23 protein-coding genes are annotated in these 26,978 nt (G+C 60.2%); 16 read left to right on the plus strand and 7 right to left on the minus strand.

Annotated features, from left to right (window positions below):
• The first annotated feature begins 6 nt into the window (after positions 1-6).
• Positions 7-1,146, plus strand: coding sequence for a carboxysome shell carbonic anhydrase (locus IE091_RS15000; protein WP_229800859.1), 1,140 nt, complete (start codon positions 7-9; stop codon positions 1,144-1,146).
• Here IE091_RS15000 and IE091_RS15005 read toward each other — a convergent pair.
• From IE091_RS15005 to IE091_RS15020, 4 genes are read right to left on the minus strand one after another with little or no spacing between them, the layout of a single operon-like run.
• On the minus strand, positions 1,131-2,183 hold the full coding sequence (locus tag IE091_RS15005) for a tRNA-queuosine alpha-mannosyltransferase domain-containing protein (protein ID WP_189464019.1): 1,053 nt from the start codon (positions 2,181-2,183) through the stop codon (positions 1,131-1,133). The genes IE091_RS15000 and IE091_RS15005 overlap by 16 nt on opposite strands.
• Positions 2,183-3,190, minus strand: coding sequence for an ArsA family ATPase (locus tag IE091_RS15010; protein WP_096923058.1), 1,008 nt, complete (start codon positions 3,188-3,190; stop codon positions 2,183-2,185). Before IE091_RS15010 ends, IE091_RS15005 begins: the two co-directional genes overlap by 1 nt.
• 39 nt (positions 3,191-3,229) lie before the next feature.
• Positions 3,230-3,529, minus strand: a complete 300-nt coding sequence (locus IE091_RS15015) for a cory-CC-star protein (RefSeq protein ID WP_016913733.1) — start codon at positions 3,527-3,529, stop codon at positions 3,230-3,232.
• A 26-nt stretch (positions 3,530-3,555) separates the two neighbouring features.
• Positions 3,556-5,232 carry a carbon starvation CstA family protein gene (locus tag IE091_RS15020; protein WP_039178148.1) on the minus strand — a complete coding sequence of 559 codons (1,677 nt, stop codon included), beginning with the start codon at positions 5,230-5,232 and terminating at the stop codon, positions 3,556-3,558.
• Between the two features lie 243 nt (positions 5,233-5,475).
• Here IE091_RS15020 and IE091_RS15025 point away from each other — a divergent pair, with 243 nt between their 5' ends.
• From IE091_RS15025 to IE091_RS15045, 5 genes are all read left to right on the plus strand, one after another.
• Positions 5,476-5,859, plus strand: a complete 384-nt coding sequence (locus tag IE091_RS15025) for a response regulator transcription factor (RefSeq protein ID WP_189464020.1) — start codon at positions 5,476-5,478, stop codon at positions 5,857-5,859.
• On the plus strand, positions 5,856-7,913 hold the full coding sequence (locus tag IE091_RS15030) for a 3'-5' exonuclease (RefSeq protein WP_144982663.1): 2,058 nt from the start codon (positions 5,856-5,858) through the stop codon (positions 7,911-7,913). The genes IE091_RS15025 and IE091_RS15030 overlap by 4 nt, the downstream gene beginning before the upstream one ends.
• Positions 7,910-8,116, plus strand: coding sequence for a hypothetical protein (locus tag IE091_RS15035; protein ID WP_039178157.1), 207 nt, complete (start codon positions 7,910-7,912; stop codon positions 8,114-8,116). The genes IE091_RS15030 and IE091_RS15035 overlap by 4 nt, the downstream gene beginning before the upstream one ends.
• A gap of 2 nt (positions 8,117-8,118) precedes the next feature.
• Positions 8,119-10,833 (plus strand): sensor histidine kinase, encoded by a 2,715-nt coding sequence (locus IE091_RS15040; RefSeq protein WP_189464029.1) that lies wholly within the window; start codon positions 8,119-8,121, stop codon positions 10,831-10,833.
• A 112-nt stretch (positions 10,834-10,945) separates the two neighbouring features.
• Positions 10,946-12,157, plus strand: a complete 1,212-nt coding sequence (locus IE091_RS15045; protein ID WP_144982660.1) for an EAL and HDOD domain-containing protein — start codon at positions 10,946-10,948, stop codon at positions 12,155-12,157.
• On the opposite strand, the gene IE091_RS15050 is transcribed toward IE091_RS15045, so the two are convergent.
• Together IE091_RS15050 and IE091_RS15055 are read right to left on the minus strand one after the other, a co-directional pair.
• Positions 12,150-12,482 carry an HlyU family transcriptional regulator gene (locus IE091_RS15050; RefSeq protein WP_189464021.1) on the minus strand — a complete coding sequence of 111 codons (333 nt, stop codon included), beginning with the start codon at positions 12,480-12,482 and terminating at the stop codon, positions 12,150-12,152. The two genes, IE091_RS15045 and IE091_RS15050, sit on opposite strands and share 8 nt — an antisense overlap.
• Before the next feature lie 54 nt (positions 12,483-12,536).
• A complete protein-coding gene (locus tag IE091_RS15055; protein WP_096923063.1) occupies positions 12,537-13,757 on the minus strand; it encodes an argininosuccinate synthase in 1,221 nt (406 codons plus the stop codon).
• Positions 13,758-13,970: 213 nt separating this feature from the next.
• Between IE091_RS15055 and rnt the strand changes: the two genes are divergently transcribed.
• On the plus strand, positions 13,971-14,642 hold the full coding sequence (rnt, locus tag IE091_RS15060) for a ribonuclease T (RefSeq protein WP_016913724.1): 672 nt from the start codon (positions 13,971-13,973) through the stop codon (positions 14,640-14,642).
• A 129-nt stretch (positions 14,643-14,771) separates the two neighbouring features.
• Positions 14,772-16,031 (plus strand): 6-phosphofructokinase, encoded by a 1,260-nt coding sequence (locus IE091_RS15065; RefSeq protein ID WP_189464030.1) that lies wholly within the window; start codon positions 14,772-14,774, stop codon positions 16,029-16,031.
• 70 nt (positions 16,032-16,101) lie between these two features.
• On the opposite strand, the gene IE091_RS15070 is transcribed toward IE091_RS15065, so the two are convergent.
• A complete protein-coding gene (locus tag IE091_RS15070; protein ID WP_039178470.1) occupies positions 16,102-17,817 on the minus strand; it encodes a bifunctional protein-serine/threonine kinase/phosphatase in 1,716 nt (571 codons plus the stop codon).
• Between the two features lie 259 nt (positions 17,818-18,076).
• Between IE091_RS15070 and ppa the strand changes: the two genes are divergently transcribed.
• The 8 genes from ppa (at position 18,077) to purH (ending at position 26,959) form a co-directional block, all read left to right on the plus strand.
• Positions 18,077-18,607: an inorganic diphosphatase gene (gene ppa / locus IE091_RS15075; protein ID WP_039178176.1), complete on the plus strand. Its 531-nt coding sequence runs from the start codon at positions 18,077-18,079 to the stop codon at positions 18,605-18,607.
• Between the two features lie 186 nt (positions 18,608-18,793).
• On the plus strand, positions 18,794-20,659 hold the full coding sequence (gene dsbD, locus IE091_RS15080; protein ID WP_189464022.1) for a protein-disulfide reductase DsbD: 1,866 nt from the start codon (positions 18,794-18,796) through the stop codon (positions 20,657-20,659).
• A gap of 325 nt (positions 20,660-20,984) precedes the next feature.
• A complete protein-coding gene (gene accB / locus IE091_RS15085) occupies positions 20,985-21,446 on the plus strand; it encodes an acetyl-CoA carboxylase biotin carboxyl carrier protein (protein WP_039178182.1) in 462 nt (153 codons plus the stop codon).
• A 30-nt stretch (positions 21,447-21,476) separates the two neighbouring features.
• Positions 21,477-22,817, plus strand: a complete 1,341-nt coding sequence (gene accC, locus IE091_RS15090; protein WP_039178186.1) for an acetyl-CoA carboxylase biotin carboxylase subunit — start codon at positions 21,477-21,479, stop codon at positions 22,815-22,817.
• Positions 22,818-22,943: 126 nt separating this feature from the next.
• Positions 22,944-23,858, plus strand: coding sequence for a 50S ribosomal protein L11 methyltransferase (prmA, locus tag IE091_RS15095; protein WP_189464023.1), 915 nt, complete (start codon positions 22,944-22,946; stop codon positions 23,856-23,858).
• A gap of 99 nt (positions 23,859-23,957) precedes the next feature.
• Positions 23,958-24,998 carry a tRNA dihydrouridine synthase DusB gene (gene dusB, locus IE091_RS15100; RefSeq protein ID WP_189464024.1) on the plus strand — a complete coding sequence of 347 codons (1,041 nt, stop codon included), beginning with the start codon at positions 23,958-23,960 and terminating at the stop codon, positions 24,996-24,998.
• Positions 24,995-25,318: a DNA-binding transcriptional regulator Fis gene (gene fis / locus IE091_RS15105; protein ID WP_189464025.1), complete on the plus strand. Its 324-nt coding sequence runs from the start codon at positions 24,995-24,997 to the stop codon at positions 25,316-25,318. The genes dusB and fis overlap by 4 nt, the downstream gene beginning before the upstream one ends.
• 60 nt (positions 25,319-25,378) lie before the next feature.
• On the plus strand, positions 25,379-26,959 hold the full coding sequence (gene purH, locus IE091_RS15110; RefSeq protein ID WP_039178194.1) for a bifunctional phosphoribosylaminoimidazolecarboxamide formyltransferase/IMP cyclohydrolase: 1,581 nt from the start codon (positions 25,379-25,381) through the stop codon (positions 26,957-26,959).
• Positions 26,960-26,978: the final 19 nt, after the last annotated feature.

A 26,978-nucleotide genomic window follows, 5' to 3' on the forward strand; every position in this document is an offset into this window, starting at 1 on the left:
CTGCCCATGCCCAGCACTGATCACAGTACCATCTCAAGTACCATCTCAAGTACCATCTCAAGTACCAGCAACAGCTCTGCCACAAGGCTTCACCAGCGCCCTATCCACGAGCGAATCGACGCGCTGCTGGCTCTCTCCCGCCAGCACGCAGAGCACTTCTGCAGTCCTGACGCGTGGCTGGCACGGCAGCGCTATCTGGCGCAGCACCCTACTTCACTTCTGGTGATGAAGTGCATGGATGGCCGTATCCACCTTCCCCATGCCACCCGCACCCCGCTGGGCATCATCACGCCGTTTCGCAACCTGGGGGGTATTTTCGACCTGGGCTGGCCTTACCTGGGTGAGCTGCTCACCGATTCGGTGCTGGCGGCAGCGCAGCAGGGGCGCGGCACCTTGATGTGCATTACTTATCACTACTCCGCCGGACAGCCACAGCGGGGCTGTGCAGGCTTCGGCTGCGATACGGCGGCCGCCCGGGCTCACGCATACGGCATTGCCGAGCAGGCGGGCAAACTGTTTGGCAAAGACCACCAGCAGGTGTACCCGCTGGTGTGTGGCTTTGAAACGGATAGCGACGCGCTGGTGATTCATGGCAAGGCAGGAGCGGTCCTGGACATTCGCGACTGGGTAGGCCAACCGGCAGAGGCCCTGGCCATCCGCCTAGCCACCGTCTGCCCGGATATGCCTGACGACATACGCCGTGACCTGCTACCGCTACTGGAAGGTAACCTGGCCCATGTCACTAGCCTGTATGGCACCGCCCGGGCGCTGGATATCGAACACCGCGAGTGGGTCATTTGCATTGGCCGAGGTTTCGATTTTCTTCACCTGCCCAATACCGCACTGATCATCGGCCCCTACGGGCCCGACCTGGCAGAACCCATTGGTACGGCGGCGGATATCATCGCCGCCAACATGCTCCATGGCCGCATTCCAGACGACGGTTTCATGCTACTGGCCTCGACCCCTTATCAACACAGCGGCGTCGATCGCGCGCGGGCAGAGCTGAAATCGCAGTTCCTGTCGCGCTTTGCCGCACAGGTGATCGGCCAGCGTCATCCTGAGCTGGCCAGCAAGATGCGACCTCACACGGCCGTGGTGCACTGGCCTACCAGGCGTCTGGACCTGCTTCAGCCCAGCAACTGACGATACGCCTCACGCCACTGGGGCCACTCCCAGGGCGACGTATCCAGCCGCTCAGGAGCGGTCATCGTGCCTTGTAGCCACGCGGCAAGGCGCTGATAGAGCCCCTCCCGTGTCCCATCGTAACGGTAGGCGTCAGGATAGAGTTCCGGAAAGCAGAGTCTGTCCGGCACCAGCGGCCACGCGCCACGCTGGGCAGCCTCCATGATGGCCAGCCCCTGAAACTCATGCCAGGTGGTCGACACGACGATACCACCGCCGTTCAACAGCGCCTGATACTGCTCCTCTGGCTGAGGCCCCCAACAGACGAGATGCTGCGCCAGCCGCACCTGCGCCTCAGCAAAGATGGCGGGCTCGTCGCGAAACCGTTGGCCCATGACGGCAAGTTCGAAAGGCACGCCCTCCTCACTCAGCCTGAACAACACCGCAAAGAAGTCCTCGGGGTTCTTGTCGTACTCCCAACGGTGGTTCCAGACGATGCGGCGAGGTGGCGGTGCAACGTCGGGCCCCTGCGCCAGCGGCTGCAAGGGCACCGGCAACACTTTTGCCGAACGCCTCAGCCGCTCCAGCGGCGCGGCGGCCGGCAGGTTCTCGGGCATTTTTTTCAGAAATTGCCGGACGCCAGTAAAAAAGGAGTCGCGGTTATAGGCGGTGTTGAATACCAGGGTATCCGCCGCCAAGGCCGCATAGAGATTGACCATTTTGGCTTCGACCTGGGGCACCTGTTCGCTGGACTCCGGGTAGGCAAACTGGTTCTCGTGAAAATAGACGATTTTGCGGGCCTGGCCCAGGTGCGGAAACAGTCCCACCAGCGTGGCCATGTCCACCATGGAGGTGGCCAGCACCACATCGAAGCGCTGGCTGAGGGTAGCGTGTTCCTTCAACCACCAGCTCAGCGGATTACCGCGTATGCGCCAGGCAAAATGGCGCGGTGGCAAGCTCAGCAATGTCCATTCCACATCCGTCAGTTCAGCCATCAAACTGTTTGCCCAGTAACGATGGCTGACCGCCTCGTAGGCGGAGAGCAGTAATACCCGCATCAAAATCCTTGCTGTTCAAGCTGGGCAGCCAACTGCTCCAGCACCTCAATACCTTGTACATCTGTCGGCAGCCAAGGTAGCACGGGGCGCGGCAGGTGGCGAAAATGTTGTTCGATGCGCGCCAGATAAGTAGCCTCCTGCTGCCGCCTGGCTGCCAGGAACTCGCCGTCGGCGTCTGCGGGAATCACCCGATTGATGAGCACCCCCGCCACCGGGATACGCACTTCCTCCAGCGCTTTCACCGCACGATCGGTTTCCAGGATCGGCAGCCGCTCGGGGGTCATGACGAACAAGAAGCTGCAGGCGCTTTTATCCTCGATACGTCGTCGTGCCTGGTGAAACAGGCGGCGGCGCTCGATCAGCGTGCTGGCCACGTCGCGGGTGCGTTCATCCAGGTCTTCCAGCGGGTCCTGGGTGGGGTCGTCAAAGGGCGTGGCCACGTCCCTGCCTCGCTTGGGGGTCAGATGCTCCAGCACCTTGCCCAACTCGGCGGATTTGCGGTTATGGGCCAGCAGCCCGTCGGTCCACGCGGCCATGGCCTCGGGCAGGGTCAGCAGCCTTAGGGTATGCCCCGTGGGCGCCGTATCGAAAATGATCACGTCATAGGGGGCCTCATCGTCCACCATCAGACGAGCCAACCGCTCCAGCAAGGCGGCCTCCTGAGTGCCGGGAGACTGACGTGTCAGGCGCATCTGCCGCTCCAGCTCCTGCATCATTTCTGGCGCTGCATAACGCCGCATCTGGGCCACGACGCGGGCAAGGTGTGCTTCCACTTCACGGTCGGGGTCGATCTCCATGGCATCCAGGTTGGGCAACAGGCGGCGAGGCGTATCGCCCAACTGCCTGTCGAACACATCGCCCAGGCTATGGGCCGGGTCGGTGGAGACCACCAGCACCCGTTTGCCTCGGCTGGCGGCCAGCACGGCCAATGAGGCCGCCACGGTGGTCTTGCCAACGCCCCCTTTGCCACCTACCCATAGCAGGCGTCGATTCAATACAGCGTGCATGGTCTGTCCTGATGTGCGGGCTACCGCTGGGCAAATGCCTCAACAGCAGCGGAAGTGATCCAGTGGGGAGTGCTCCATGCCCATGCGTCGATGCCAGTCATGGAAGCGTTCGAGCAGCAATGGCTGCAGCTCAAGCGTGTAATAAGCAGCAGGATTCTGCAGGCCCATCATTTCGGCAAACACCAGCAGCATGAACAGGTCGTCTTCATCGCGTCGCGCTCTGGCGATGGCGCCCCGGTAGCGGGCGCTGTACACCTCTTCGGTAAAGAAGCGGGCCTGGTCGAGCCAGGCCCTGAGCGTTTCTCGACGCGACGACCCGGAATGCAGATCATCGCTCATGGGGTTTCTCCAGGGTTATGCAGCGGCTAAGGCTGCTGCTCGGCGACTTCGGAACGCGAGCGCTTCAGCGCGGCCGCACACTCCATGGCCACCATGATGGCCGCAATCAGGACGACGATGTCCAGTACCAGCAGGAACATGTTGCCCTGATTCCAGAAAGTGCGCAGCTGCAGCAGCAGCGCCAGGATCGTCATCACCAGCAGGAAGCACAGCGGTGCCAGGGTGTACCACATGGGCCGTTTCAGGCGCACCAGCATCACGGTGATCACCAGCAATGTCAGGCCTGCCAGCAACTGGTTGGTGGTCCCAAACAGCGGCCAGATGATCAGCCCACCCGAGCCGTCGGCCCCACCGGCGCCAAACGCCAGCAACAGGCAGCTACCCACGGCCAGGCCGGTGGCAATGGCAGGTTTCTTCATCCACGGCTGCTGATAGATATCGCCCCACTCCTGGAAAATATAGCGCTGCAACCGCAGCCCGGTATCCATGGTGGTCCCGGCAAACAGCGCCGCCATGACCGTCAGCAGCGTCGCCGCCGTCACTTCAGGCAGCCCCAGGCCGTTATGGATGATGTAGGCTCCGCCCTCCACGAAGGCGTTGACGCCCCCCTGGCCAAAGGCACTGTACATGGCCTGCCAGTCACCCAGCGTTGCAAAGCCTGCCGTGGCCGCCAGAATCGCCGCCAGGGCCAACATGCCTTCGCCTACCGCGCCGAAATAGCCCACGAACCGCGCGTCGGTCTCCTTGTTGAGCTGTTTGGAGGTGGTCCCCGAAGACACCAACCCATGGAAGCCAGAGATTGCCCCACAGGCAATGGTCACGAACAACAAAGGAATGAGCGATGGCGTACCCGCAGGCACATCGCTGTTGAACGCCGGTGCTACCAGAGTCGGGTTCAGCAACACCAGGGCGCCGTACAGCACCAGCAGACCGATGAACAGCTGCAGACCATTGATATAGTCACGGGGTTGCAGCAGCATCCAGACGGGCAGCAAGGAGGCGATGGCGGCGTAGGCAAACAGGATCAGGATCCACACCGCGTTACCGGACATACCCGCCACTTCCGAGGGCATCTGGATCGGCACCGAAGGGCCAATGAAGATCAGGGCATAGAGCGCAATGACCCCCAGTACCGATACAACGGGCAAGCTCATGATCCGACGGTAGATCAACTGGCCGATGATCAGTGCCACGAGGATGGCTCCCCACACCGGCACGACCGCGCTGGAGAAATTCATCATGAGACCGGCAATGACCACCGCGAACACCGCGTTGACCATGAGCAGCACCAGAAAGATGACGATCATGAAGATACTGCGGGCACGCTTGCCAACGACATCTCCAGTGAGCGCCCCCACCGATTTTGCCTTGTTGCGCACACTGGCCCAGATGGCGCCGAAATCATGAATCCCGGCAAAGAATATCGTGCCGAACACCACCCACATGAAGGCCGGTGCCCAGCCCCAGATCACCGCGATGGCCGGCCCGACGATGGGTGCGGCACCCGCCACCGAGGTAAAGTGGTGCCCCCACAGCACGAACCGATTGGTAGGCACATAATCGACGCCATCTTCGAACTCATGGGCAGGGGTTTTAAAGTCAGGATCTAGTTGGTAGATCTTTTGAGCAACGAACTTGGAGTAAATAAAGTACCCCAATGCCATTGCACCAAGACCCACCACCAGCAAGAAAATAGCACTCATAAGCGCAGCTCCTTTAATGGTGATGCTTTATTGTTGGGCTTACTCGCTTGCTCACTTCGAGCGTTTTCATAGTGGTATGAGACGTCTGGCAAGTCCATGAAAAAGCCCTTTTATGGCTTTAAACCACTGCGAAAGTTGTAGACGTCATGGCCATACTCATCGAAGGTCGTCTTGGCGGGCTCGGCTTGGCTACCTAAACTTCTTCAAGAACCAATAATAACGTTGCGTTATCAGGAGCCCTCCATGGCCAAAGTCTTAGTGGTCGACGATGAACCCAATATTGTCCTGTCTCTGGAGTTCTTGATGTCCCATGCCGGACTCGAAGTAGTGACTGCCGAGGATGGAGAAAGCGCACTTTTACGTCTGGAAGATGCCTCCCCCGACCTGCTGTTATTAGATATCAGCCTGCCCGGCATCAGCGGCTTCGAAGTGCTCGAGCAGCTGCGCCAGCGTGAACAACAAGCAACGACCCAGCGGCTGCCGGTCATCATGCTGACCGCCCACGGCCGCGAAGTAGAGCGTGAGAAAGGCCTGGCGCTGGGAGCAGACGACTACGTGACCAAACCCTTTTCCACTCAGCAACTGATGGAAAAGGTCAAATCCCTGTTGGGTGAGCGAACGCCATGACCGGCAAAGGGTTACCCAAACGCCAGCGCCTCATGGGCGTATGGCTGCTGTTGAGCGGCATCAGCCTGCTTGGCGGGGCTATTTTTGCCGCCTGGCTCGATGCTCAGCTGGGCCTGTCGGGAATTGCCCGCGCCGCGCTGTGGTTGGGCAGCTTCTCTGGCGGCATGACGATTTTTCTGGTTGGGCTGCTGCTCGAACGCATGCTGTTCACCCCGCTGCGCCACCTTCAGGCCCAGTTGGCACGCTGGGTAGCCAATCCGGATGCCCAGGACGAAAACACCCCCGAAGGCTGGCTGAAGGGGCTCGGCCCCGATTTGCGGCGCCTCAGCCAGAGCTGGCGCGCCGACCGAGGGCGGTTGGCCACCGCTCATGCAGAGGGTGCGCGTAGCGCCACCCGCATACGTCAGGAGCTGGAAACACTGCTGCAGGTGCTGGAAACGCCGCTGCTGCTCTGCGACCGTCATCGCCGGGTCATGCTGTTCAACCAGGCCGCCGAGGATTTTTTTGCCGGGCACACGGGGCTGGGGCTTGGCAAACGCCTCGACACGCTGCTGCCCACCGTTGGCCTTGAACATGCCCTGGCCCAGTTGCCGGACGATGGCTCTCCCAGGGAACTGCTGGCCCCCTGCGAACAGCGCTGGCTGAAAGTGGTGATCCGACGCGTGCCCGGCAGCGAAAAAGAAACCCTTGTGACGTGCAGCGATGCCACCACGGCTTGGAACAACGAGATGGGCGTGCGCGCCGACCTGGGTAGTCTGCTGCCATCGCTACGCCAGCACTCTGCCAGCCTGGGCAGTGCAGCGGACGTCATGCGGCAACTGGCCACCCTGCCCCAGGACCCTGCACTCCGAGAACGCCTGGAGCAGGTCATTCAGGAAGAGAGCCATGGCCTGAACCAGCAGGTCGCCAGAATGGCCACGCTTCTCGAGGACATGCAGTACCACGGCGAGCGCTTGCGGCCCATGTGGTCCAATGACTTCTGGCAATCCCTGGATGAGCGACTGGACCCTGCCCATCGGCTGATTACCCCCATTGGCATGCCTGCCTGGTTCAAGGGCGATGCTCCCGCCCTGATCGAGCTGTTCGACTCCCTGGTGCGCTATTTACACAGCCACTTGCCCAGCGGCGGCTTCGAGGGCGAGCTGAGCCATCATCAGAAACGCGTTTACGTCGACCTGATCTGGCAAGGTGCTCCCGTGCCCGAGAGCGAGCTGGTACGCTGGCGTGAAGAGCGGCTGACGGCGCTGCCGCTGGGGCCATCGGTGGCCGACATCTTGCGCCAGCACGCCGCCGATATCTGGAGCGTTGCCGACAGCGACAAGCGCCACGCGCGTTTGCGCATGCCGCTACCTACCCTGGAGCGTACCGACGCTCCCCGTGAACCCGCCCCGCCACGGCCCGAATTCCACGACTTCGGCATTGCCCAGTTGCCCGCCCCGGATGATGCGCTGGCCAGTCGTCGGCTGCGCAACCTGGATATCGTTTCCTTCGACACGGAAACCACCGGCCTGGAGCTGCGTCGAGGCGACACGGTGATCAGCCTGGGGGCGTGCCGTATCGTCAATGGGCGGCTGTTGGCCAGTGACGCTTTCAACCATTACGTCGACCCCCAACGCCCCATACCGGCGGCCAGTACGGTCATCCACGGCATTACCGATGCCGATGTTGCAGGTGCTGCCACACTGGACAGCGTGCTGACCTTGTTCAGCGCCTATGTGGACAATGCCGTCTTGCTGGCCCACAACGCCGCCTTCGACATGCTGGCCATCAGCGGCCATGGCGTTCGCTTTGACATGCCGGTGCTCGATACGCTGTTGATATCCAGAGCACTGGACGAAGCGCTGGATGGTCACGACCTGGATACCCTTGCCAAGCGCTACGATCTGCACTTCCCCCCCGGCACGCGGCATACGGCGCTGGGCGATGCCCGCGTCACGGCGGAGCTGTGGTTGGCGCTGCTGCCCCGACTGGAGGCAAGAGGCATCGATACCCTCGAGGAACTGCTAGCCCTGCAGGCCAATGCCTTCGACCGTGAGGATGCCAGCGCCTCATGAAAACCTCCCGCCCGCTCTCCCGACGTCAGGAAAGATTGATCGCCTTGATCATACTGGCCTTGCTGCTGTTTTGTCCGCCCGCCCTGCTGATCATGGACCGTTTGCCCTCCTCATTGGGTTGGCTGCCGCTCTACCTGTTCGTGGTCTGGGGCGCGCTGATCGGCATGACCGCCTGGCTGGTGGAAACGCCCGGACGACGATGAGCATGCGTACCGACCTGGTGGTGATTGGGGCTGCCTTCAGCTACTTGGCGCTGCTGTTCATGGTGGCCGCCTGGGGAGACCGCCGCGCCGAACAGGGGCGCTCGCTGATTGGCTCGCCCACGGTGTATGCGCTCTCCATTGCGGTCTACTGTACCGCCTGGACCTTTTACGGCAGCGTGGGCCGGGCCGCGCAGTTTGGCCCTAGCTTCTTGCTCATCTATCTGGGGCCCACGCTGGCCATGCTGTTGGCGCCTTTCACGCTGCGCAAGATGGTGCGCATTGCGGCTCAGCAGCGGATCACCTCCATTGCCGACTTTATCAGTGCCCGTTACGGAAAGAGCTCTTTGCTGGGTGCCCTGGTGGCCCTTATGGCCTTGATCACCATCACGCCTTATATCGCGCTGCAGCTCAAGGCGATCACGGTCAGCCATGCGGTGCTGATGAATTACCCGTTGAGTGCCGACGCGACCCTGGCCACCGAGCGATTCTGGAGTGATCGTTCGTTCTGGATCGCCATGGTACTGGCCGTGTTCATCATTCTGTTCGGCACTCGCCATCTGGATGCCAGCGAGCGCCACGAGGGCATGGTCGCGGCCATTGCAGTCGAGTCGCTGGTCAAGCTGGTGGCGTTTCTGGCGGTGGGTATCTTCGTCACCTTCGTGCTGTTCGAGGGGCCTGCCGCCCTGTTCGCGCAGGCCGCGGCCATGCCGGAGCTGACCAACGCCATGCGCCTGGAGAGCGTACCCGGCGGGGCCACCGGCTGGGTGGGCATGCTGCTGCTCGCGTTTCTGGCTTTTTTGACCCTGCCACGTCAGTTCCAGGTACTGGTCGTCGAGAACGTCGATGAGCAGCACCTGATTCGCGCCAGCTGGCTTTTTCCGCTCTACATGCTGCTGATCAACCTGTTCGTGATTCCCATTGCCCTGGCGGGGCTGCTGCTGGATGCCGGAGACCCGGACAGCTTCGTGCTGACGCTGCCTCTCTCCGCAGGTCTCGAGGGCCTGCCCTTGCTGGTGTTCATCGGTGGGCTGTCCGCGGCCACGGGGATGGTGATCGTGGAAACCATCGCGCTCTCTACCATGGTGAGCAACCAGCTGGTCATGCCGCTGTTGCTCAAGGTCAAAGGGCTCTATATCGGCAGCCACGGCAAGCTGGCCGATTGGCTGCTGGGGATACGCCGAATCGCCATCCTCGTGATTCTGCTGATGGGGTATCTCTACCACGCGCTGATTGGCGACACTTACAGCCTGGTCACCATCGGGCTGGTCTCGTTTGCGGGCGTCGCTCAATTTGCCCCCGCGCTGCTGATTGGCCTTTACTGGCGCGGCGCCACCCGCCAAGGGGCGGCCGCGGCTCTGGTAGCAGGCTTTATCGTCTGGTTCTACACCCTGCTGCTGCCGGGCTTTGCCCAATCGGGATGGCTGGATGGCACGCTGATCACCCAAGGACCATGGGGGCTATCGTGGCTGTCGCCCTATGCCCTGCTGGGCCTGACTGGCTGGGATATTTATACCCACTCACTGTTCTGGAGCATGCTGTGCAATGTGGGACTGCTGGTAGGTGTATCGCTGTTTACCCGGCCCACACCGCTGGAACAGACCCAGGCAGCGCTCTTCACCGGCGCCATGCACCCGGGCCTGCACACGACCTCTCTATGGCGAGGCGAAACCACCGAAGGGGCACTACATGCCCTGCTCATCCGCTACCTGGGCAGTACGGCCACCGAACGCGTGTTTACCCAACATGAGCCGCTGAACAAAACACAGCCTGCTTCCAGCGGGCTGATCACGCGGGCCGAGCAGGCGCTGGCAGGCTCCCTGGGCAGTGCCTCCGCCAGCGTGTTGATCAATTCGGTGCTGCGCGGTGAAGCGCTGGACGTCGCCTCGGTGCTGAGCATTCTGGATACCACGTCACAGACGCTGGAGTACAACCGTCGCCTCGAGCAGAAATCCCAGGAGTTGGCCCGCGTGGGCCAGGAATTGCGCAGTGCCAATGAGCGGCTGCGCGAGCTGGACCGGATGAAAGATGAGTTCGTGGCCATGGTCAGCCATGAGCTGCGAACACCGCTGACGTCGATTCGCTCGTTTGCCGAAATATTGCGCGACACGCCGGATATCAGCGATGACAAGCGCCATCAATTCTTGGCCATCATGGTGCAGGAAAGCGAACGACTTTCCCGGCTGATCGAGGAAATACTCGACTTGGCACGCTTGGAAAGCGGTCGTCTGACCATGTCGCCGAAACCCGTCGACCTGGTGGCATTGGCCAGACAAAGCAGCGACGCACTGGCCCGCTTGCATCAAGAAGCAGCCTTGACCTTCCGGCTGGAGGTGCAATCCGAGACTGCCATGGTGGAAGCCGACCCCGACCGGCTGGAACAAGTGATCATCAACCTGCTGGAAAATGCGCGCAAGTTTGCGCATCATACCCATCCCGAGATAGTGCTACGTGTCGAGGCCCACGGAGATCAGTTTCGCTTGAGTGTGGAAGATAACGGGCCTGGTATTCCCGAGGAAGAAAGGGAGCACGTCTTCGAAAAATTCTACCAGCTGCAGCGTAGCGGACAGCCTCATGCCCAACGCCCAAAAGGCAGCGGGCTTGGGCTACCGATCAGTCGCGCCATCGTTCAACACCTGGGAGGGAAGCTGTGGGCAGACGCTTCCGACCTGGGGGGCACGCGAATGTGGATCGAACTGCCCGCCCTACCGTTTAAATGACTCCTCCTTTTTGTCAACGCACTGTGCTGCGATGTAACTGGTATGTTCCTGTGTTTGTACGTTATTCTTTGGATCCTTGTACACCGTCATATCGCCATGCTGGAGCTGTATCATGTTGAGCGGGTCAGAACTTAACGATGTCGAGAGCGACCAATACACGATCGCCATTCAGCCCATCGTCAACGTGCAGTTGCAGCATGTCGCGGATGAATTGCTGTATCGGGGAAACGCCAGCGCAGGTAACGCCGTGATTCTAGACGCCGTACAGGCGACGGCTCGCGCCTGCGCGGTGGCCATCTACGAAATCGGTCTCGATAAGCTCTGCGGCCAACGCCAGCTGTTCATCAACGCTTCCCATGACTGGCTGCTGAACCCCGATCTGGCTGGCCTGCCTGCGGATCAAATCGTCATCGAAATTCTGGAAGACACGCAGCCCAGCGAACCCTTGACCGACGCTCTCAGGCGGCTGAAAAAGCAGGGCTATCGACTGGCGCTGGATGATGTGGAGCCCAACTCAGCCAATCAAGGGCTGATGCCCTTTGCCGATATCGTCAAATTCGATATCTCGGTGGGATTGCCCATCGACATGATTACGTCTCTCCATCGTCAAGGCTACACCTTGCTGGCGGAGCGGGTCGAAACCCATGATGAATTCGAGCAGTGCAAAGCGCTGGGCTTCAGCCTGTTCCAGGGCTACTTTTACCAACGCCCACAAATTCAGACCACCAGAACCCAGCGCCACAGCACGTCGCGCGCCAATCAGATGCAGCTACTGGCGCAGCTTTACAGCGACCGAGTTCGCCTGCCTGCGCTGAGCACGCTGATTGCCCGCGACCCCTACCTGCTCAATGCGGTATTCAAGCGCGCCAATTCCGCAGGAAAGGCCGCACAGCGTCCCGCCTACAAGCTACTGGATTGTGTTCACATCATCGGGTTGAAGGAGCTGCGCACCCTGGTATCGATCGTCATGCTGGCGGGCAACAATCCGGCCAGCAAGGTCAACCTGATCAATGGGCTGACGCGTGCCTTTGCCTGTGAGGCCTTGGCGGAGCAGCGTGGGCTGGACGCAGAAGAAGCCTTTATCGTCGGGCTGTTTTCGCGCATGCCGGTCATTCTGGGGATTGAACTGGAGGTCATGCTGCAGGAGCTGCCCCTGAGCCAGAGCATACACAAGGCGCTGGCAAGCTATGCCGGCGCACTGGGGCAACTGCTGGTGGATATAGCGGCCTGTGAGCAGGGCGCCGTCCTGACGAGCGTGCCCGCAGAGTTCATGCTGAAAGCGGCCGCTGAAGCGCGTGCCTTGATGGATTCACAGCTTAGCTAGGGGTACCGCTTTCACGACGGGGGTCCGGTTCGAACATCGCCTCCCCCACCTCATCGATGAAGCGCTGCGCCTTGCTGACCATCAGCGCGTCGCAGGCATCACGCCCCGGCAGCATGTCGGAACGCTCGAAGCGGTGCTCTTGAACGCTATCATCCGCAATGGCTTTACGAATCACACCGCTGACACGGTACTGGCCACTCTGGTCATCCGGCTGTGAAATGATCAGGTACTCTTTGTAGGCGACAGGCTCTGCCGCCTTGGTGCCCGACACGCTTTTACGCTCATCGCTTGACCCAAACAGGCCCGCAAGTAGTTTTTTAAACATGACCACTCCAGGAAAGAGTGACCAACCCACCGGGGCTGGTCACAAGGGAAGAGACTAGCTTTGCTGGCGACCTTTGCCGGCCGCAATGCGCAGGCGCAGTGCGTTCAGCTTGATGAAGCCTTCGGCATCTTTCTGATTGTAGGCACCGGCATCGTCTTCGAACGTGGCAATGGACTCGTCGAACAGCGACTGCTCGGATTTGCGACCCACCACCGTGGCATTGCCCTTGTAGAGCTTCATGCGCACGACGCCTGAGACGTTTTTCTGCGTTTCGTCAATGGCCGCCTGCAGCATGCGACGCTCGGGGCTCCACCAGTAGCCGTTGTAGATCACTTCGGCGTACTTGGGCATCAGCTGATCTTTCAGGTGTGCTTCTTCACGGTCCAGCGTCAGCGACTCGATGGCACGGTGGGCACGCAGCATGATCGTGCCTCCGGGAGTTTCGTAGCAGCCGCGCGACTTCATGCCCACATAGCGGTTTTCGACGATATCCAGACGACCGATACCGTTGTCGCCGCCCAGCTTGTTAAGCTTTTCGAGGACTTCGTGGGGCTTCAACGTCTCGCCGTCGATGGCCACGATATCGCCTTGCTCGAAGGTCAGCTCGACGTAGGTGGGCTGTTCAGGGGCGGCTTCCGGTGAAACGCTCCAGCGCCACATGTCTTCTTCGGCTTCGGCCCACGGATCTTCCAGAATGCCGCCTTCGTAGGAAATGTGCAGCAGGTTGGCATCCATGGAGTACGGAGATTTCTTCTTCTTGTTAGAGAAATCCACCGGGATATTGTGCTCTTCGCAGTAGGCCATCAGCTTCTCGCGGGAAGTGAGGTCCCACTCGCGCCAAGGCGCGATGACCTTGACGCCCGGCTTGAGCGCATAGCCGCCCAGCTCGAAACGCACCTGATCGTTGCCCTTGCCGGTCGCACCGTGGGAAATGGCGTCGGCGCCGGTTTCGTTGGCGATTTCGATCAACCGCTTGGCAATCAGCGGGCGAGCAATGGAGGTACCCAGCAGGTACTCGCCTTCGTAGATGGTGTTGGCACGGAACATGGGGAAGACGTAATCGCGCACGAACTCTTCACGCAGGTCTTCGATGTAGATTTCCTTGACGCCCAGCGCCTGGGCCTTGGCACGCGCGGGCTCGACTTCCTCACCTTGACCGATGTCGGCAGTGAAGGTCACTACCTCGCAGTTGTAGGTCTCTTGCAACCACTTGACGATAACGGATGTGTCCAGGCCGCCTGAATATGCCAGCACAACCTTTTTGACATCGGACATTCTTTGCTCCTCTTGAATAAGAACACAGTTCACCAGAATCGACAGCACGCTCGGGCGCTATCCATTACACCTGGCGTCCAGTATAGCGCTCTCGATGCCCAGCGAATACCGTCAACGACGCCTCGGGCCCAAAGCTGCTAGAATCAGCACATTCGTGGCGACTCCTCATGACCGCCACTGTGTTCGATTACTCGCTTTACTAAGGAGAGCTGCATGAGCGAGGCAATTGCCCGCGATCTGATGGCCCAGCGTTTTCGCAGTTACCTGCCGGTGGTCATTGACCTGGAAACGGGCGGGTTCAATGCCCAGACGGATGCCGTACTGGAAATTGCCGCTGTGACGCTCACCATGGACCCGGAAGGCAATCTACTGCCCGACGCCACCTATGCGTACCACATTCACCCCTTCGAAGGGGCCAATGTGGAGCAATCGGCTCTCGATTTCACAGGTATCAACCTGGATGACCCGCTGCGCCGCCAGGTCGCCTTGAGCGAGTCCGAGGCGCTGGGAGAAATCTTTCGCCCCATCCGCAAGTCCATCAAGGCGCATGGCTGCTCTCGCGCCATCCTGGTCGGCCACAACGCGGCTTTCGATCAAGGGTTTCTGAACGCAGCCGCCAATCGGTGCGGTGTCAAGCGCAATCCGTTTCACCCGTTCTCGAGCTTCGATACGGCGACCCTGGCAGGTTTCGTTTACGGCCAGACCGTGCTGGCACGCGCCTGCCGGGCGGCGGGTATCGAATTCGACAACAAATCGGCTCACTCCGCCCGTTATGATACCGAGCGCACCGCCGAACTGTTCTGCGCCATGGTCAATCGCTACAAGGATCTGGGCGGCTGGCGGCTGGCTTTGAAAGAGCAAGCCATGGACGCAGGCGAGGAGTAGCTCCAGCAGCCTTGCCCTGCGTGTAATGCAGTGGCAACGGCTTTAGGCTAAACTCCGCAGCATTTATTGATAAACCCGAAAGCTCATTTAGCTAGTCACACGATACTCGTTCAGGAGATGAAACGTTCCATGGCCCTGCACAATGCCTTTTACGCCCAGTCCGGTGGCGTTACCGCCGTCATCAATGCCAGCGCCTGCGGCGTGATCGAAGCGTGTCGGCAAGCCCCCGACCAGATCGGCAAGGTGTATGCCGGCCATAACGGCATCATCGGCGCCCTGACCGAAGACCTGATCGACGTCAGCCAGGAGAGCGACGACGCCATTGCTGCCCTGCGTCATACGCCGGGCGGTGCTTTTGGCTCATGTCGCTACAAGCTCAAGGATATCGATACTCATCGCACCCAGTACGAGCGCTTGATCGAGGTCTTCAAGGCCCACGACATCCGCTACTTCTTCTACAACGGCGGAGGTGATAGCGCCGACACGTGTCTCAAGGTGTCTCAGCTATCCGAAAAAATGGGCTACCCGCTGACCGCGATTCACGTACCGAAAACCGTCGACAACGATTTGCCCATCACCGACAACAGCCCAGGCTTTGGTAGCGTGGCCAAGTACATTGCCACTTCTACCCGCGAAGCGTCTCTGGACATCGCCTCGATGTGCGCCACCTCTACCAAGGTGTTCGTGCTCGAAGTCATGGGGCGTCATGCGGGCTGGATTGCGGCGGCGGGTGGTCTGGCCGGGGAAGACGAAGGTGAACCGCCTCACCTCATTATCTTCCCCGAGGTGGCATTCAACCGCAAAGCGGTCATGGCCAGGGTCGATGAGAGCGTCAAGAAGTACGGCTACTGCGTCATCGTGGTATCCGAAGGGGCGCGCTACGAAGACGGCACTTTCCTGGCCGACGCAGGCAATACCGACGCCTTTGGCCATCGCCAACTAGGCGGCGTAGCGCCCACCTTGGCGGGCATGATCAAGCAGGACCTGGGTTACAAGTACCACTGGGCCGTGGCCGACTACCTGCAGCGCGCGGCGCGCCACCTGGCCTCCAAAACCGATGTGGAACAGGCTTATGCCGTGGGCCGCGAGGCCGTGACGCTCGCGCTGGCAGGCAAAAACTCCATGATGCCCGCGATTCGTCGTATCTCTCAGACCCCGTACCAATGGGACGTGATTTCTGCTCCCCTGGCGCAAATTGCCAACCAGGAAAAGTTCATGCCACGTGACTTCATCAGCGAAAGTGGCTTCGACATCACTCAGCAGTGCCGCGACTACCTCTCCCCGCTGATTCAAGGCGAAGACTTCCCGCCCTTCGAAAATGGCCTGCCCAAAGTCGCCAAGCTGAAGCTGGCGAAAGTGGCACAGAAACTGCCCAAATTCACGCTGTAATACGGCCTGAACGGCCCGCAGTAGCGATAGATAGAAGGGATGGCCCAAGCCATCCCTTCTGCGTTCTGATCTAGCGCAACAGCCAGGAGAGCACCAACAACAGCAGCAAAATACCCGCCACCCCCTGCCAGAACCGCCGAGCTTCTGGGCGCGACTCTTCGCGTACCGGCAAACGCCCCAAGGGCACACGCAGTGCGTAGAGAAACTCCGACATGCGACGAAAACGCAGCGCTCGCTGGGGGTCCAGGGCTCGACGCAGCGCCTCATCCAGCTCCGGGGTAATCTCAGGATTGGTGGTACGCGCGCTGCGATAGGCCAGCTCTTCAAGATCGGTATGGCTGCGCAGGCGGTTAGGCGTCAACAGGTACGGCAGCTCGCCGGTCAGTAACCAGTAAACGGTCGAAGCCAGCGAATACTGATCGCTGCGGCGGCCAATGGTGTCGCCCAGCGCATACTCAGGCGCCGTATGCTCGCAAAGCCCCACCTGCCGCAGCAGGTCGCCGGATTGGCGATGACCATCCACCTCGCGCATGTGGCAGGCGCTGAAGTCGGTCAGCACGACTTTACCGTGCTGGTCGATCAATACGTTATCCGGGTTTATTTGCTGATGAATGATATCTCGGTGGTGCAGCGCCTGTACCGCCTTGCCCAGCTGGTTGGCAATGTCCAGACGCTGGTTCAAGCTGGCTTGAGGGTGGCGCTGCGCCCACTCACGCAGCGTCTCGCCTTCCACGTTCTGCATGAGATAGTACAGATAGCGGCGAGGACGCGACAGCTCCATGACCTTGACCACGAAGGGGGAGTTGACCCGCTCGACTACCCACTGCTGCAGCAGGAAGTGTTCCAGATAGGCATTGCGCAGCGAAAGCTCCGGGCTTGGCGCCTTCATGACCATGATCCGGTCGCTGTGCACATCGCGTACGCGGTAGACCCTGGACTGCGCGTTTCGCGACAGTACCGCCTGTATTTCGAGGCCATCCAGCCGCTCGCCTACCGCCAGTTCCGGGGGGATGGGCAAGTCCCCATACAGCATGCTGGGCGTATCACTGGGCTCTTCCGGCAGCTCATCGACACGCAGAATCTGAAAACAGAACTGCTCTCCCCCATAACCTCGCTCCTGGGCGCGCTGCTTGGCCTCGCTGGCCAGGCGCTCACAGGCTGCATCGAGATCACTGGCATCTTCACGAATCAAGCGCACATAGTCAGACGGCATGAGCGTGCCGCGCACGGCTTGGGTGGTAAAGACGAAAAAATCACCCTGTTTGAGCGGCAGGTGGGTGTAATCGATATCCAGGCTGCCATCCATGCCCAAGGCCCGAGAGGGATAGCGATAGCCTCCCACGTCGGTCACATGGTCACGGGTCAACTGTTCGAACTCGGCCCCTCGCAGGCGAAAAACCAGCGTATCTCCCATATGAAACAGATGCCCCTCGCGGCCCAGAAACACCAGCGCAGACATCGATGATACAAAACCGCCTTCCTTGACGTGCTGGCTCTGGCTGTAACACCAGCTGTTGAGCGCTCTCAAGACCCGCGTGGCAGAGGTCTTGGTATCCCAGTGCTCGGGGGTCGAGTAATAATCGGCCAGGAATCCACGAACGCTCAGATCGCCTGCCTGCTTGGCCATGGTATTGCGCGACAGCGAGTCACTGATGACGGCACAGCCGCCCTTCGCCTTCAATACGGGCTCATCCGGCAGGCGTACCGACATGGAGCTGCGATGCTGACGGCGCTGCGGGGCAACGAAAGCCTGACCATAACTGATTAGCAACTGGGCGTGCGCCAACTCATCCTCCTGGACATAAAGGTCCTTGCCACGATCACTCGGCGACATGATACACGCTGAGACGCCGAAACGATGCCCACCAAACGTCGCGTCGGCCATCAAAGAGCACCCCACCCGCTGCCTTGGTCAACGTCAAACACCTATGTCGCATTGGTAATCTGGCAGTCATGTTCGTATAATTCTGCCCTATTAATGCAATGCATCAATTGTGTGACATCTGCCTCAATCGCAATAGATAAGCCAAGCCAAGGAACTCAAGATGAACTTCGATAACATCCCCGCTGGAAAGGATCTGCCCAACGATATCTATGTGGCGATCGAAATTCCTGCCAACCACGCGCCTATCAAGTATGAAATCGACAAGGACATGGGCGCACTGTTGGTTGACCGTTTCATGGCCACTCCGATGTTTTACCCGGCCAACTACGGTTTCATTCCGCACACCTTGGCAGATGATGGCGACCCCCTCGATGCACTCGTGGTGACTCCCTACCCGGTCGCCCCCGGCAGCGTCATCCGCGCCCGTCCGGTAGGCATCCTGAACATGACCGACGAAGCAGGTGAAGACGCCAAGCTGGTATGTGTTCCTCACGCCAAGCTCTCCTCGCTCTATGACGACGTTCAGGAAGTCACCGACCTGCCGGAACTGCTGCGCCAACAGATTGCCCACTTCTTCGAGAACTACAAGGACCTGGAGAAAGGCAAGTGGGTCAAGGTAGAGTCGTGGGAAGGGGTTGAAGCCGCTCGCAAGGCCATCGAAAAATCCGTGGCGGCTTACAAGAAGTCCTGAGTCGACGTTCAAGTGGCAAACGTTCTGCCATGATTCGTCCAAGGCCGCCTTCGGGCGGCCTTTTGCATACTGGGTTAAGCGAACATGAAGTAGCGCGTCATGTCACCGCAGCCGCTACGCCCGGGCGAACGGTTACGCTATCCTGCGTGCTATTGTTGGCTAGACACCGCTGCGTAAGGAAACCTCGTGTTACTGCTCAAACGCTTCTCTCTTTTTTGCCTGCTTGCCTGCTTGCCGTTGCTGGCGCAAGGCCAATGGTTTTCGTCCAGTAATCAAAACGATTTTCTGCCTGTCATGGAGGCGTTTCAACCTACCGCCTGGCATGACGAAGAGATGCTCTATATCGGCATCGACATTGCCGACGAATATTATCTTTATCGACACCAGCTCGCGGTCACCAGCCTGCAAGAAGATCTCAGCCTGGAAGCCCCCATCATCGCCGAAGGAACGTTCACCAACGATGAGTTCATGGGTGACGTGTATATCTTTCGCGACAGCCTGGTGTTCGAAGTACCCTTTTCCGCGCCCCATTCTGGCCCGGCCCATATCGAGCTGACGTTTCAGGGGTGTGCCGATGCCGGACTTTGTTACCCGCCCGAACGGGTCACTCTGGAGGCTCCGCAAGCGTCGCCACCTGCCCAGTTCGCACAATGGAGTGAACGCCAAGGGGCGGCTGATCCCGTCAATACCGCGCTTACAGACGATGCTCAATCTTCCATCGCTCAACCCTCCGGCTTTACTGCTCCGCAAAGCGAGGACAGCCGTTTTCGCAACCTGATGAGTGAGGCCAGCCTGCCCTTGATGCTCGGGCTGTTCTTTGTGGCAGGAATCGGTTTGACTTTTACGCCCTGCGTCCTGCCCATGATTCCTATTCTTTCCTCCATCGTGGTAGGGCAAAACCCGACCAGACCCCGGGCTTTCGTGCTGTCAGCCAGCTACGTGCTGGGCATGGCCAGCACCTATGCGTTGGTAGGCGTATTGATGGGCCTGTTCGGCGCAGGCTTGAACCTGCAGGCACACCTTCAGTCGGCGCCGGTGCTCATCACGTTTGCACTACTGTTCACTCTGTTTGCCTTGGCCATGTTCGGCGCTTTCGATCTGCGCGTTTCTCCTCGAGTCGCCAATACCGTCGACACTTGGCAGGCGCGTGCCCAACGCAGCGGCCCGGCAGGCCTGGCCCTGGCGGGAGCCCTTTCGGTGCTGGTGGTTTCACCGTGCGTCACCGCGCCATTGGCGGGCGTCCTGGTGTTCATATCGTCCACCGGTGATGCCATGGTGGGGGGCGCAGCTCTTTTTGCACTAGGCCTGGGCATGGGGGTGCCGCTCCTCCTAGTAGGCACCTTTGGCACGACACTGCTACCGCGCTCGGGCGCCTGGATGAATGGCGTCAAGGTCGCGTTTGGCCTGCTGATGCTGGGGGTCGCCATCTGGATGATCGAACGTCTCGTTGCCCCCTCTCTTGCCCTGCTGCTCTGGGCAGCCCTGGCCATCGGTACCGCCCTGACGCTGGGCGCCTTGACACTCCAGCACACCTCGGGCTGGGCCAAGGCGCGCCAGACCCTGGGCCTGATGCTGCTGGCCTGGGGGATAGCGCTGGTACTGGGAGCGGCTCAGGGCGGCACCAACCCACTACGCCCATTGATGCTAGGCAGCAGCTCGACCACGTCAGCCGAAACACCACTGGCCTTTGAAACGGTCAGTACGCTGAGTGAACTGCAATCCCAACTGGAACAAGCAGCTCAATCCGACCAGCCGGTATTCGTGCACTTCACTGCCGATTGGTGCATATCCTGCAAGCTGATGGAACGAGACGTCTATCCCAACCCGCAGGTGGCCGCGCAATTGAACGATTTTCAACGCGTCGCGGTCGATGTTACCAACACCAACGCAGACAGCAGGGCGTTACTGAATCACTTCGATCTGTTTGGACCGCCCAGCCTGCTGTTCTTTCACCAAGGCGAAGAAGTGCGCGACGCACGTATACAAGGCGAAGTCACGGCACAAGCACTGGCGCAGCACCTCGATTCACTCAAGCGGTGGCAGCAAGGTTAGCCTTGCACTAGTCTGAATGACATGGCCAGCGCAGTACGGTGCGCTGGCCATTTTTTTAAGGCTATGTCGCCAACGTCGTCAAACGGTCGTTTAAGTCGCAAAATTCGTCACGGCTGAGGTGATCACTGGACAGTGCGCTACTTTTTCGGCAAACTCCGCAGCCATATTTGCTAAAAAGCTCATCTTTTAGCGTTTACACAAGGGTAACGTTCGCCATCGTGCAGCGTTCTCCTCGTTTTAAAATCAGGTTTACTGCGCCGCACGCAAGCAGGCAGGTTCGACCTGCTGCGTTGTGTTTTATTGATTAACGTTTGGGGCTATATAGATGGATATTCGTAAGGTCAAAAAGCTGATCGAGCTGCTGGAAGAGTCCAACATCAGCGAAATCGAAATTCAGGAAGGCGAAGAATCGGTTCGTATCAGCCGCCATCCGAATGGAGTCAGCTGGCAGCCACAGCCAATGCCGCAATACGCCCAGCCCGCATACGCGCCACAGGCGGCCGCGCCAAGCGCCCCCAGCGCCGAAGCGGAACCCCAAGGTGCCAGCTATCGCGGTGAAGCCGTCAACTCTCCCATGGTCGGCACTTTCTACCGCAGTCCGGCCCCAGGCGCCAAGGCCTTCGTTGAAGTTGGCGACACCGTGAAGCAAGGCGACACCGTGTGCATCGTCGAAGCCATGAAAATGATGAACCAGATCGAAGCCGACCGTGATGGCGTGGTCGAAGCCATTCTGGTGGAAGATGGCGAGCCGGTGGAATTCGATCAGCCCATGATCGTCCTCGCTTAATCTTTCATTACGATACGGGTGGACTCTCCCATGCTGGACAAGGTACTTATCGCGAACCGCGGCGAGATAGCCCTACGCATCTTGCGAGCGTGTAAAGAGCTAGGCATCAAGACCGTAGCGGTTCACTCCAAAGCCGACCGCGAGTTGATGCACGTTCGCCTGGCAGACGAAGCCGTCTGCATCGGCCCTGCTGCTTCCGCGCAATCCTACTTGAACATCCCAGCCTTGATCAGCGCCGCCGAGGTGACGGATTCGAGCGCGATTCACCCGGGCTATGGCTTCCTTTCCGAGAACGCCAACTTCGCCGAGCAGGTAGAACGCTCAGGCTTCACCTTTATTGGCCCCCGTGCAGAGACCATTCGCCTGATGGGCGACAAGGTCAGCGCCATCGAGGCCATGAAGGCAGCAGGCGTCCCGACCGTTCCTGGTTCGGATGGCCCTCTGGGCGATGACGATGCCACCAACATGGCCACTGCGCGCCGCATTGGCTACCCGGTGATCATCAAGGCCGCAGCGGGCGGCGGCGGGCGTGGCATGCGCGTGGTGCATACCGAAGGGCACCTGCTGTCTGCCATTACCGTGACCCGCACCGAAGCGCATGCTGCTTTTGGTGACGGCACGGTCTATATGGAGAAGTTTCTCGAGAAGCCTCGCCATGTCGAAGTGCAAGTACTTGCCGATGGCCAAGGTAACGCGATTCACCTGTTCGACAGGGACTGCTCCCTGCAGCGCCGCCACCAAAAGGTGCTCGAAGAGGCCCCAGCGCCCGGCCTCGACCCCGAGGCACGCGCCAAGGTTCTGGAAGCCTGCCGTCAGGCCTGTATCGAGATCAACTATCGTGGCGCCGGCACCTTCGAGTTCCTTTACGAAGAGGGTGAGTTCTTCTTTATCGAGATGAACACTCGGGTTCAGGTGGAGCATCCCGTGACCGAGATGGTCACCGGCGTGGATATCGTCAAGGAGCAGCTGCGCATCGCCGCCGGCATGCCCCTGTCGATTCGCCAGGAAGACGTTCAGCTCAATGGGCACGCCTTCGAATGCCGTATCAATGCCGAAGACGCACGTACGTTCATGCCGTCTCCCGGCAAAGTGACGCTGTTCCACGCTCCCGGCGGCCTGGGCGTTCGCATGGACTCGCATCTTTACACGGGCTACACCGTTCCACCGCATTACGATTCGCTGATCGGCAAGCTGATTACATGGGGCGCCGATCGCGACATCGCGCTGACCCGCATGCGCAATGCGCTGGACGAACTGCTGGTGGAAGGTATCAAGACCAATATCGACCTGCAGAAAGACCTGGTTCGAGACAGCTACTTCCGCCAAGGTGGCGTCAACATCCATTACCTGGAAAAGAAGCTGAGCAGCTAGGTAGTGACCTGATGCTTGCAAACCTGACGCCTCCTCATCGGAGTAACGCCAGGTTGTCTACGCGGGGTGGCGATTGCCACCCCGTGAGCGTTTCATGACCATTCACTGACCCCGTGGAGACTTCTCATGCCCTGGCTGCAATTAAAAGCGCACGTTGCTCCTGAGCAGGCCGAGCTTCTTGAAGAGCTGCTGCTGGACGAGGGTGCTACGGCCATCGGCCTCCAGGATGCCCACGACGACCCCGTCTTCGAACCGGAACGAGGCACCACGCCACTCTGGCAAGATACCGTATTGACGGGACTGTATGATGACCTCGATGGCATCAGCGAGATGCTGGAGCGTATCGAGGCCGCCTGGGCAGAACACATGCCCGGCGAACCCTGCCCCACCATCGAGTACGAGCTGCTGGCCGACCGGGACTGGGAGCGGGAATGGATGGATGACTTCACTCCCCTGCGCATGGGCCAGCGGCTGTGGATCGTGCCCAGCTGGCTGGAGCCCCCCGAAGCAGAGGCGGTCAACCTGATCCTGGACCCTGGCCTGGCCTTTGGTACCGGCACGCACCCCACCACCGCACTCTGTCTGGAATGGCTCGACCACCTGGCCGTGCAAGGCGTTCTGACCCACCAGCGCGTGCTGGACGTGGGCTGCGGCTCGGGCATTCTGGCCATTGCTGCCCTGAAACTGGGGGCGTCCAGCGCCGACGGAACCGACATCGATCCGCAGGCGCTGCAAGCCAGTCGCGACAATGCGGAGCGCAACGGTATTGCCGAACAGGCCTTGTCACTTTACTACCCCGAGCAACTGGCCGATGACCAGACCTACCCTATCGTGACGGCCAACATTCTGGCCGGCCCGCTGGTCGAACTGTCGGGCATGATTGCCAGCCACGTGGCACCCGGAGGCCACATTGCGCTCTCGGGCATTCTTGCCAAGCAGGCCAACGATGTGCTGGAAGCATATGAAGCCCAAGGACTTATCATGGAAGAGCCAACCCTGCGTGAAGGCTGGGTACGCTTGACCGGCTGGAGACCCGCATAATTTGCTGCGCTTTCCTTCATTACTGCGGCGAGTAGGCGTATCATACGCTCCCTTGAAACGCGCTATTCGTCGTTTTCATGCCTATCAAAGTGCACCGCCATGACCATGATGACTATCCAGCCCCCTGCGATTGGGCCTTATCAACTGCCCAACCCCGTGATACTTGCGCCCATGGCAGGTGTCACCGATCGCCCTTTCCGGCAGCTGTGTCGGCGCCTGGGGGCGGGCTGGGTGGTGGGTGAAATGGTCACGTCCGACCCTTCGCTCTGGCACACGCGCAAATCGCAGCTGCGTATGGATCATCAAGGCGAACCCGCGCCCCGGGTAGTACAAATTGCGGGTGGCGATGCGCAGATGCTGGCCGAAGCAGCTCGCCTGAATGCCGAACTGGGCGCGCAGATCATCGACATCAACATGGGCTGCCCCACCAAGAAAGTGTGCAACAAGGCCGCTGGCTCAGCGCTGCTGCGCGATGAAGCCCTGGTGGCCGAGATTCTCGATGCGGTGGTCAGTGCCGTCGATATTCCCGTGACGCTCAAGATTCGCACGGGCTGGTGCGCCGACTCCAACAATGGCCTGCGGATTGCCCAACTGGCCGAGTCGGCAGGCATACAGGCGCTGGCCGTCCATGGACGCCACCGCCAGCAGCGCTACACGGGCGAAGCCGAATACGACACCATCGCCGAGATCAAGTCACGACTCACCATTCCCGTCATTGCCAATGGCGACATCACTTCGCCAGAGAAGGCGGCCCGCGTGCTGCGCCATACCGGTGCCGATGCGGTCATGATTGGTCGTGGTGCCCAGGGCAACCCGTGGATCTTCCAGCAGATCACTCACTACCTGACCCATGGCGAGCACTTGCCCGCCCCTGAGCTGGCAGAGCGCCGCCAAGTGTTGACCGAGCACCTGCACGCCCTGCACGCGTTCTACGGCGACACCATGGGCGTGCGCATTGCACGCAAACATGTGGGCTGGTACCTCGATGAAGACACACGCTTCACCCATACCGAGCAGCGCCGCTTGAAGCAGCAGTTCAATGCGCTCGCATCACCCGATGCGCAGTTTCAATGGATTGATGACGCCATGACCCATAGCGCCTCCCAGCATTTGCTAGCCAAAGGAACCCATGCCGCATGACTGAACGCGACCTGTTCTCAAGCGAAAGTTCATCACCACTGGCGGGCACCCTGGCGGACCCGGCGACCACGGCCCAGCCTCAACCGCTGCGGGAAGCCGTCGAAACGGCCATGCGTCGCTATTTCGAGCACCTTGATGGAGGTCAGGCATCGGACCTGTATGCCATGGTGATGGCCGAAGTGGAGGCGCCGTTACTGGCCTGCGTGCTGGAGCACACCGACGGCAACCAGACCCGTGCCGCCGACGTGCTGGGCCTGAACCGCGGCACGCTGCGCAAAAAGCTCAAGCTGTATGGACTGATCGATCGTGACGCCCCTTAAGGGGCGTTGCCGTTTTAAACCTGGCTGTTCCAACCCTAGACCTGATACATGAGCACTCCCATGGCTGATAGCACCGCTACCCCCGTCCGCCGCGCCCTGCTGAGCGTCTCCGACAAAACCGGCATTGTCGAGTTCGCACAGGGCCTCGTGAAACATGGCGTCGAACTGCTCTCGACCGGCGGCACCTACCGACTGTTGCAAGAGAACGACGTCCCCGTGACCGAAGTCTCCGAACATACCGGTTTTCCAGAAATCATGGACGGCCGGGTCAAGACCCTGCACCCCAAAATCCATGGTGGCATTCTGGCCCGTCGCGGTCAGGACGACGCCGTGATGGCCGATAACGATATCAGCCCCATCGACATGGTCGTGGTGAACCTCTACCCGTTCGCGGCCACCATCGCCAAACCGGATTGCACGCTGGAAGACGCCATCGAGAACATCGACATTGGTGGCCCTACCATGGTGCGCGCCTGCGCCAAGAACCATGCCTACACCACTATCGTCGTCAACGCGGACGACTACTCCCGCGTGTTGAACGAGCTGTCCAGGCATGGCGGCCAGGTGACTCAGCCGACGCGTTTCGACCTGGCCGTCAAGGCATTCGAACACACGGCGGGTTATGACGGCGCCATTGCCGACTACCTGGGCCGCAAAGTGGCCAGCGAAGAAACCACATTCTCGCGCACGTTCAACCTGCAACTGCACAAGAAGCAGGACATGCGCTACGGTGAAAACCCGCACCAGCAGGCAGCTTTCTACGTTGACCCCGAGGCCAGCGAGCCCAGCGTGTCTACCGCTCGCATGCTTCAAGGCAAGCCGCTCTCTTTCAACAACGTGGCCGATACCGATGCTGCCTTCGAGTGCGTCAAGGCTTTCGATGACACCGCCTGCGTCATCGTCAAGCACGCCAACCCCTGCGGAGTAGCGGTGGGCGCCAACGCCCTGGAAGCGTACGACAAAGCGTTTGCCACCGATCCTACCAGCGCCTTTGGCGGTATTATCGCCTTCAACGTCGCCCTGGATGCCGCCACCGCCCGCGCCATCGTTGATCGTCAGTTCGTGGAAGTCATCATTGCCCCCGGGGTAAGCGATGAAGCGGCCGCTATCGTGGCTGAAAAACAGAACGTGCGCCTGCTGGATGTCAGCGCACATTGGCCAGGCCAACCGCAGGCTGCCTACGACTTCAAGCGCGTCAATGGCGGGCTGTTGGTCCAGGAGCGCGACGAGGGTATGGTCAGTGAAGCGGAGCTGACGGTGGTCAGCGAGCGTGCGCCCACCGAGCAAGAGTTGCGTGATCTGGCGTTTGCCTGGCGCGTGGCCAAGTTCGTCAAGTCCAACGCGATCGTGTATGCCAAGGCTGGTCAGACGATTGGCGTGGGGGCGGGTCAGATGAGCCGCGTCTACTCCGCCAAAATTGCGGGTATCAAGGCTGCCGATGAAGGGCTCACGGTTCCTGGCTCCGTCATGGCGTCGGATGCCTTTTTCCCGTTCCGCGATGGCATCGATGCCGCCGCGGCGGCTGGCATCACTGCGGTGATTCAGCCTGGTGGGTCAATGCGTGACCAGGAAGTCATCGATGCGGCCAACGAAGCGGGCATTGCCATGGTCTTCACCGGCATGCGCCACTTCCGCCACTAAGCCTTTAAAAACCCCCTGC

The sequence above is a fragment of the Vreelandella hamiltonii genome (assembly GCF_014651775.1).
In the GTDB taxonomy this organism is placed as follows: domain Bacteria; phylum Pseudomonadota; class Gammaproteobacteria; order Pseudomonadales; family Halomonadaceae; genus Vreelandella; species Vreelandella hamiltonii.